We start from the raw sequence: 6,060 nt of genomic DNA, 5'->3' as shown, positions 1-6,060 counted from the left end.
CGGCTGGGCCTCACCGAGGCCGAGGACCCCGTCCGGGTCGAGGCCGACCTCTGTGCGCTCTGGCCGCCTGCCTCCTGGGGGGTGATCAGCCTCCGCCTCATCCTCCACGGTCGCCGCGTCTGCGGAGCGCGTCGGGCTCGCTGCGATGAGTGTGTCCTGGCTGACCGCTGCCCGTCGGCTGGCCTGCCCGTTCCCGGGCCCCGCCGCACGCCGACGTCCCGCCTGAAGGCCAGCTGAGAACGAGCTGAGCAGCAGCTCGGTGGAGCGTCCCCCTGGTTGTTGACAATTTGTGCACGCGCGTTGGAAGTGGGACGCCGGTTCATGCTGTTGTAGAGGACATCGGAACCGGTTCCCGCCACCTGGTTCCGGAAGAGCGGGGCACCGGGATCCGCCGCCCGGTCCGCTCGCGCTGGTGGCGCCCTTCGGGGCGCCACTGGCGCGTCTGGGCTCCTTTCCGGACGGGCCCGATGGGGCGACGACGGGAACCGACGTGCTCAGCCCCGCCGGCGCGTGCTCGTCAGGCGGTCGAGGCGCCGGGGGCTGCCGCCCGCTCGGCCAGGGCCGAGACCCGTCGCTGGACCTCGGTGAGGGCCGAGGCGAGGGCCGAGAGCTCCGCGGCGTCCTGGGGCACCGCTGGATCATGGCTCAGGGGCCCAGGGCGGTACCATCCTGCTCCTGTGCTCCTCGACCGACTCGACCTCCGCGGGCTCGCCCCGACCGCTGTCGCCGGGGCCCTGCCCCTGCCGGCCTTCGAGGAGCAGGCACCGAGCCAGGCGGTGGCCGAGATCCTCGGCCAGGTCCGGCGCGAAGGTGACCAGGCCCTGCGCCGGCTGACCGCCCGGTTCGACGGTGTGGAGCTGGACGACCTGCGGGTCCCGCCGGCTGACCTCGAGGCCGCCCTGGCCGCCGTCCCCCCGGAGCTGCGCCAGGCCCTCGAGGTGGCCTGGGAGCGGATCGTCGCCTACCACCGCCACCAGCTGCAGCCCGAGACCGCCGTGGAGGTCGAGGGGGTGGTCGTCCGTCACCTGGCCAGGCCGGTCGGCCGGGTCGGGGTCTACGCCCCCGGGGGCCGGGCCCGCTACCCCTCGAGTGTCCTCATGGGGGTGGCCCCGGCCAGAGTGGCCGGCGTCGAGGAGATCGTCCTCTGTGCCCCGCCCCAGCGCGACGGCTCGGTGGCGGTGGAGACCCTGGCGGCCGCCGCGGTCTGCGGGGTGCAGGAGGTGTACCGGGTCGGGGGGGCCCAGGCGGTCGCCGCCCTGGCCTACGGCACCGAGAGCATCCGTCCGGTCGACGTGATCGTCGGCCCGGGCAACAGCTACGTGGCCGAGGCCAAGCGGCAGGTGGCCGGCCGGGTCGGCATTCCCGCCGGGTTCGCCGGCCCCTCCGAGGTGGTGGTCGTGGCCGACGCCAGCGTGCCGGCCACCTGGGCGGCGATCGACGTGCTGGTCCAGGCGGAGCACGGCCCCGACGGCCTGGCCTGGCTGGTCACCACCGACGACCAGGTGGCGGAGCGGGTGGCGGCCGAGGTGGACCGGCTGGTGGCCGCCTCGCCCCGCCGGGACGACCTGGCGAGCACCCTGGCCCGATCGGGCTACGCCGTGGTGGTGGACGACGCCGAGGCGGTGGCCGCCGTGGTGAACACCGTCGCCCCCGAGCACCTCGAGCTGCTCGTGGCCGAACCCCAGCCGATCCTCGAGCGGGTCCGGGCGGCCGGGGCGATCTTCGTCGGCCCCTACGCGCCGGCCAGCGTGGGCGACTACGTGGCCGGGCCGAACCACGTCCTGCCGACCGCCCGCACCGCCCGCTTCTCCTCGGCGCTCCGGGTCCAGGACTTCCAGGTCCAGCTGCACGCCGTCGAGGTCCCTGCCGAGGCCCTGGCGGCCCTCGGGCCCCACGTGGTCGCCCTGGCCGACGCCGAGGGACTCCCGGCCCACGCCGACTCGGTCCGCCTGCGGCTCGTGGACCCGGACCGCCCGGGAGGGGCGTGATGGGTGCCGGCGCCCCGGGCGGGCCGGTGCCGGTCCGTCCCGACCTCCAGGCCCTCAGCGGCTACCACTCGCCCCAACTGGCCGTGGCGGTCCGGCTGAACACGAACGAGTCGCCCGAGCCCCCGCCGGACGCCTGGCGGGAGGAGCTGCGGGCCGCCCTCGCCGACCTGCCCCTGCACCGCTACCCCGACCGCGAGGCCCGGGAGCTGCGGGCCGCCCTGGCCGCCCACCACGGGGTGACCCCCGAGGAGGTCTTCTGCGGGACCGGCTCGAACGAGGTGCTCCAGTGCCTCCTCCTGGCCTACGGCGGCCCGGGGCGCACGGCGGTGACCTTCGAGCCGTCCTACGCCATGCACCGCCAGATCGGCCTCGTGACCGGCACGGCCCTCCGCAGTGTGCCCCGGGGCGAGGGCTTCGCGGTGGACGAGCCGGCCGCCGCTGCGGCCCTGGCCGAGTCGGCCCCGAGCCTCTGCTTCGTCTGCTCCCCGAACAACCCCACCGGGCGGGCCGAACCCCCCGAGGTGCTCGCCTGGCTGCTCGAGCGGACCCCGGGCCTGCTGGTGGTCGACGAGGCCTACGGCCAGTTCGCCCCCTCCTCGGCCCTCGAGCTTCGGGCCGCCGGGGTGGCGGGGGCCGAGCGGCTGGTGGTGGTCCGGACCTTCTCGAAGACCTGGGCCATGGCCGGGGTCCGCCTGGGCTACCTGGTCGCCGACCCGGCCGTGGTGGCCGCCTGCGAGCTGGTCGCCCTGCCCTACCACCTCGACGCCATCACCCAGCTGGCCGGCCGACTGGCCCTTCGCTACCAGGCCGAGATGGAGGAGCGGGTCCAGCGGCTGGTGGCCGAGCGTCGCCGCCTCGAAGCCGGCCTGGCCCGCTTGCCGGTCACGGCCTGGCCCTCGGACGCCAACTTCGTGCTCTTCCGGCCGGAGACCCGTCCCGCCCGCGAGGTCTGGGAGGGTCTGCTGGCCCACTCGGTGCTCGTCCGGGACACCTCGAGCTGGCCGGGCCTCGAGGGCTGCCTGCGGGTCACGGTCGGGACCCCTGAGGAGAACGACCGGTTCTTGGCTGCCCTCGCCGAGGTCCTCGTCCCCGCCAGCGTGTCGGGGAGCGGCGGCCGATGAGCGGGGGGCGCCGGGGCAGCTGCGAGCGGGCCACCGCCGAGACCGAGGTGGCCGTCACCGTCGACCTCGACGGCAGCGGCGAGAAGGGGCGCATCGCCACCGGCCTGCCGTTCTTCGACCACATGCTCGCCCAGCTCGCCCGGCACGGGCGCCTCGACCTCGAGGTGCACGCCGAGGGCGACCTGGCGGTCGACGCCCACCACACCGTGGAGGACGTCGGCATCTGCCTGGGCCAGGCCCTCGGACGGGCGCTCGGGGAGCGGCGAGGGGTGCGGCGCTTCGCCTCGCTGGCGGTGCCCCTCGACGAGGCGCTCGTGACCGTGGCCCTGGACCTCTCGGGCCGACCCTACCTGGCCTGGGGGCTCACCCCCGAGCCCACCCCGCTCGGGGACCCCCCCTTCCACCCCCAGCTGGCCGAGGAGTTCTGGCGGGCGGTGGTGGGCGGGGCCGGGTTGACCCTCCACGTGCGGCAGCTGGCGGGGGTGAACCCCCACCACGTCCTCGAGGCGGCTTTCAAGGCGCTGGGGCGAGCGCTCCACGAGGCCAGCCGGGTCGAGGGCGGCGGGGTCCCCTCGACCAAGGGCGTCCTCTGAGGCCGGCCGTGCCGGCCCCCCCGGTGGCCGTGGTCGACTACGGCATCGGCAACCTCCGCTCGGCCGAGCGGGCCCTGCTGGCGGTGGGGGCCGAGGCCCGTTTGGTGACCCGTCCCGAGGAGCTGCGGCGCGCCGCGGCCGTGGTCCTGCCCGGGGTCGGGGCGTTCGGCCGCTGCGCCGAGGCGCTGGCCAGCACCGGCCTGGCGGACGGGGTCCGGGAGGCCATCGAGCGGGGCCGTCCGTTCCTCGGGATCTGCGTCGGCTTCCAGCTCCTCTACGAGGCCTCCGAGGAGTCGCCCGGCGAAGCGGGCCTCGGGCGGTTCCCGGGGACGGTCAGGCGCCTGCCCGAGGGGGTCAAACGGCCCCAGATGCAGTGGAACCGCCTGCGGATCCTCCGCCCCGGCCGGCTGCTGGCCGGGCTGCCCGAGGACCCCTGGCTCTACTTCGTCCACTCCTTCGCGCCGCCTCCGGGCCCCGAGGTGGTGGCGGTCTGCGAGTACGGCGGCCAGGTGACGGCCGCCGCCGAGGACGACGGGGTCCTCGGCACCCAGTTCCACCCCGAGAAGTCGGGGCCGGTGGGCCTCCAGGTCCTCCGGAACTTCGTGGCCTTGGTCGGGGAGGCCTGAGGGTGGAGCTCTACCCGGCGGTCGACCTCCTGGAGGGCGGCGCGGTGCGCCTCCGTCAGGGCGACTTCGCCGCCCGGACCGACTTCGGCGACCCCTTGGCCCTGGCCCGCTCCTACCGGGACGGCGGGGCTCGCTGGGTCCACGTCGTGGACCTCGACGCTGCCCGGCGGGGTCGCCCGGTGCAGCGGGACCTCGTGGCCGCGCTCGTCTCGGCGGTGGCGCCCCTGCACGTCCAGGTCGGGGGAGGGGTCCGCTCCGCCGAGGACGTCGAGGCCCTCCTGGCCCTCGGTGCCGCCCGGGTGGTCGTCGGCACCCTGGCCGCGACCGATCCCGGGGCGGTCCGGGAGCTCGCCGCCACCTACCCTGGGCGGGTCGCCCTGGGCCTCGACCACCGTGGGGGCCAGGTGGCCACCGAGGGATGGCGAAGCACCAGCGGGCAGGCCGCCTCGGAGCTCCTCGCCAGCCTGGCCGGGGCGCCCCTCGGGGCGGTGGTCGTGACCGCCATCGACCGCGACGGCACCCTGGAGGGCCCGGACCTGGCCGGGCTGGCGGCCGTGCTGGTGGCCACCGAGGTGCCGGTGGTGGCCTCCGGCGGGGTCGGTTCCCTCGAGGACCTCCGGCAGCTGGCGGCCCTCCGGGTCGGGGGGCGGCGCCTGGCGGGGGTGGTGGTCGGGCGGGCCCTCGCCGAGGGCGCCATGAGCGTCGAGGAGGCCCTGGCGGCATGCGCGTCGTCCGAGTGATCCCGTGCCTCGACGTGGCCGAGGGCCGCGTCGTGAAGGGCGTGCGCTTCGAGGGGCTGGTCGACGCCGGCGACCCCGTCGAGCTGGCCCGTCGCTACGACGCCGAGGGGGCCGACGAGCTCGTCCTGCTCGACATCTCGGCGTCCGCCGAGGGGCGCCGGACCCTGTTGGAGGTCGTCGAACGGACCGCCGACGAGGTCTTCATCCCCTTCACCGTCGGCGGCGGGGTGGCCAGCCTCGAGGACGCCCGCCGCCTGCTGCGGGCGGGGGCCGACAAGGTGTCGGTGAACTCGGCGGCCGTGGCCCGGCCGGCCCTGCTCGCCGAGCTGGCCAGCGAGTTCGGCGCCCAGTGCGTAGTGCTCGCCATCGATGCCCGCCGCCGCCCTGGCGGCGACTTCGAGGTGGTGACCCACGGGGGGCGCCGACCGACGGGCCTGGACGCCGTGGCCTGGGCGGCCGAGGGCGAGGCCCGCGGCGCGGGGGAGATCCTGCTCACCTCCATGGACCGCGACGGCACCTACGAAGGGTTCGACCTGCCCCTGCTCCAGGCGGTCGGCCAGGCGGTCGGGGTGCCGGTGGTGGCCTCGGGGGGAGCCGGGCGGCTCGAGCACCTGGTGGCCGCCGCCCAGGAGGGCGGGGCCGACGCCGTCCTCGCCGCCTCGATCTTCCACCGGGGCGAGCAGCGGATCGCCGACGCCAAGGCAGCCCTGGCGGCCGCCGGTCTCCAGGTCCGGCCGGTCCCCGCTGGCCCCAGCGTCGACCAGGGGGCGCGCAAAGGGCCGGCCGACCCGGCGGGTTGACCGGCCCTCTGCGTCGCCCGGGGTGAGGAGCCCCGCCCTCAGGCCACGGTGCTGGCAGCTTCGGGGTTGCCGCCGGCGTGGAGCTTGGCGAGTTCGGCGGCGACCATGCGTTCGTGGGCTTCGGCGTCCTCGCGGGCCTTGCGGGGCCGCCAGCGGCCGCTCATGACGAAGATCAAGGGGATGAACACCGCT

Annotated in this window: 7 protein-coding genes; all 7 read left to right on the top strand. The window is 76.3% G+C overall.

Translation table 11 applies throughout. The annotated features are described in order from the left end of the window. Positions 1 to 237: endonuclease III domain-containing protein (locus tag Acit_RS06800; RefSeq protein ID WP_376746023.1), on the top strand; the 237-nt coding region annotated here is incomplete at its 5' end. A gap of 440 nt (positions 238 to 677) precedes the next feature. Further along, the gene (gene hisD / locus Acit_RS06795; protein WP_248107263.1) at positions 678 to 1,988 is read left to right on the top strand and encodes a histidinol dehydrogenase; all 1,311 of its coding nucleotides are present in this window, start codon (positions 678 to 680) and stop codon (positions 1,986 to 1,988) included. Continuing rightward, positions 1,988 to 3,109, top strand: coding sequence for a histidinol-phosphate transaminase (gene hisC / locus Acit_RS06790; protein WP_248107262.1), 1,122 nt, complete (start codon positions 1,988 to 1,990; stop codon positions 3,107 to 3,109). Before hisD ends, hisC begins: the two co-directional genes overlap by 1 nt. Next, positions 3,106 to 3,702, top strand: coding sequence for an imidazoleglycerol-phosphate dehydratase HisB (hisB, locus tag Acit_RS06785; RefSeq protein ID WP_248107260.1), 597 nt, complete (start codon positions 3,106 to 3,108; stop codon positions 3,700 to 3,702). The genes hisC and hisB overlap by 4 nt, the downstream gene beginning before the upstream one ends. Positions 3,703 to 3,710: 8 nt before the next feature. Further along, positions 3,711 to 4,328 carry an imidazole glycerol phosphate synthase subunit HisH gene (gene hisH / locus Acit_RS06780; RefSeq protein ID WP_248107258.1) on the top strand — a complete coding sequence of 206 codons (618 nt, stop codon included), beginning with the start codon at positions 3,711 to 3,713 and terminating at the stop codon, positions 4,326 to 4,328. Between the two features lie 2 nt (positions 4,329 to 4,330). Then, positions 4,331 to 5,068, top strand: a complete 738-nt coding sequence (locus Acit_RS06775; RefSeq protein ID WP_248107256.1) for a 1-(5-phosphoribosyl)-5-[(5-phosphoribosylamino)methylideneamino]imidazole-4-carboxamide isomerase — start codon at positions 4,331 to 4,333, stop codon at positions 5,066 to 5,068. Beyond that, positions 5,050 to 5,868, top strand: a complete 819-nt coding sequence (gene hisF, locus Acit_RS06770; protein WP_248107254.1) for an imidazole glycerol phosphate synthase subunit HisF — start codon at positions 5,050 to 5,052, stop codon at positions 5,866 to 5,868. Before Acit_RS06775 ends, hisF begins: the two co-directional genes overlap by 19 nt. The last annotated feature ends 192 nt before the right edge of the window (positions 5,869 to 6,060 follow it).

The organism is Aciditerrimonas ferrireducens (genome assembly GCF_023130475.1).
Classification (GTDB): Bacteria; Actinomycetota; Acidimicrobiia; order Acidimicrobiales; family UBA8190; genus Aciditerrimonas; species Aciditerrimonas ferrireducens.
The sequence above is the reverse complement of the archived record's forward strand: the minus strand, read 5'-3'. Positions and strand labels throughout refer to the sequence as shown.

Excerpts from the sequence above, each read along its gene's own strand:
- hisB (WP_248107260.1), top strand. The coding sequence starts at position 3,106 with ATGAGCGGGGGGCGCCGGGGCAGCTGCGAGCGGGCCACCGCCGAGACC.
- hisF (WP_248107254.1), top strand. The coding sequence starts at position 5,050 with ATGCGCGTCGTCCGAGTGATCCCGTGCCTCGACGTGGCCGAGGGCCGC.
- hisC (WP_248107262.1), top strand. The coding sequence starts at position 1,988 with ATGGGTGCCGGCGCCCCGGGCGGGCCGGTGCCGGTCCGTCCCGACCTC.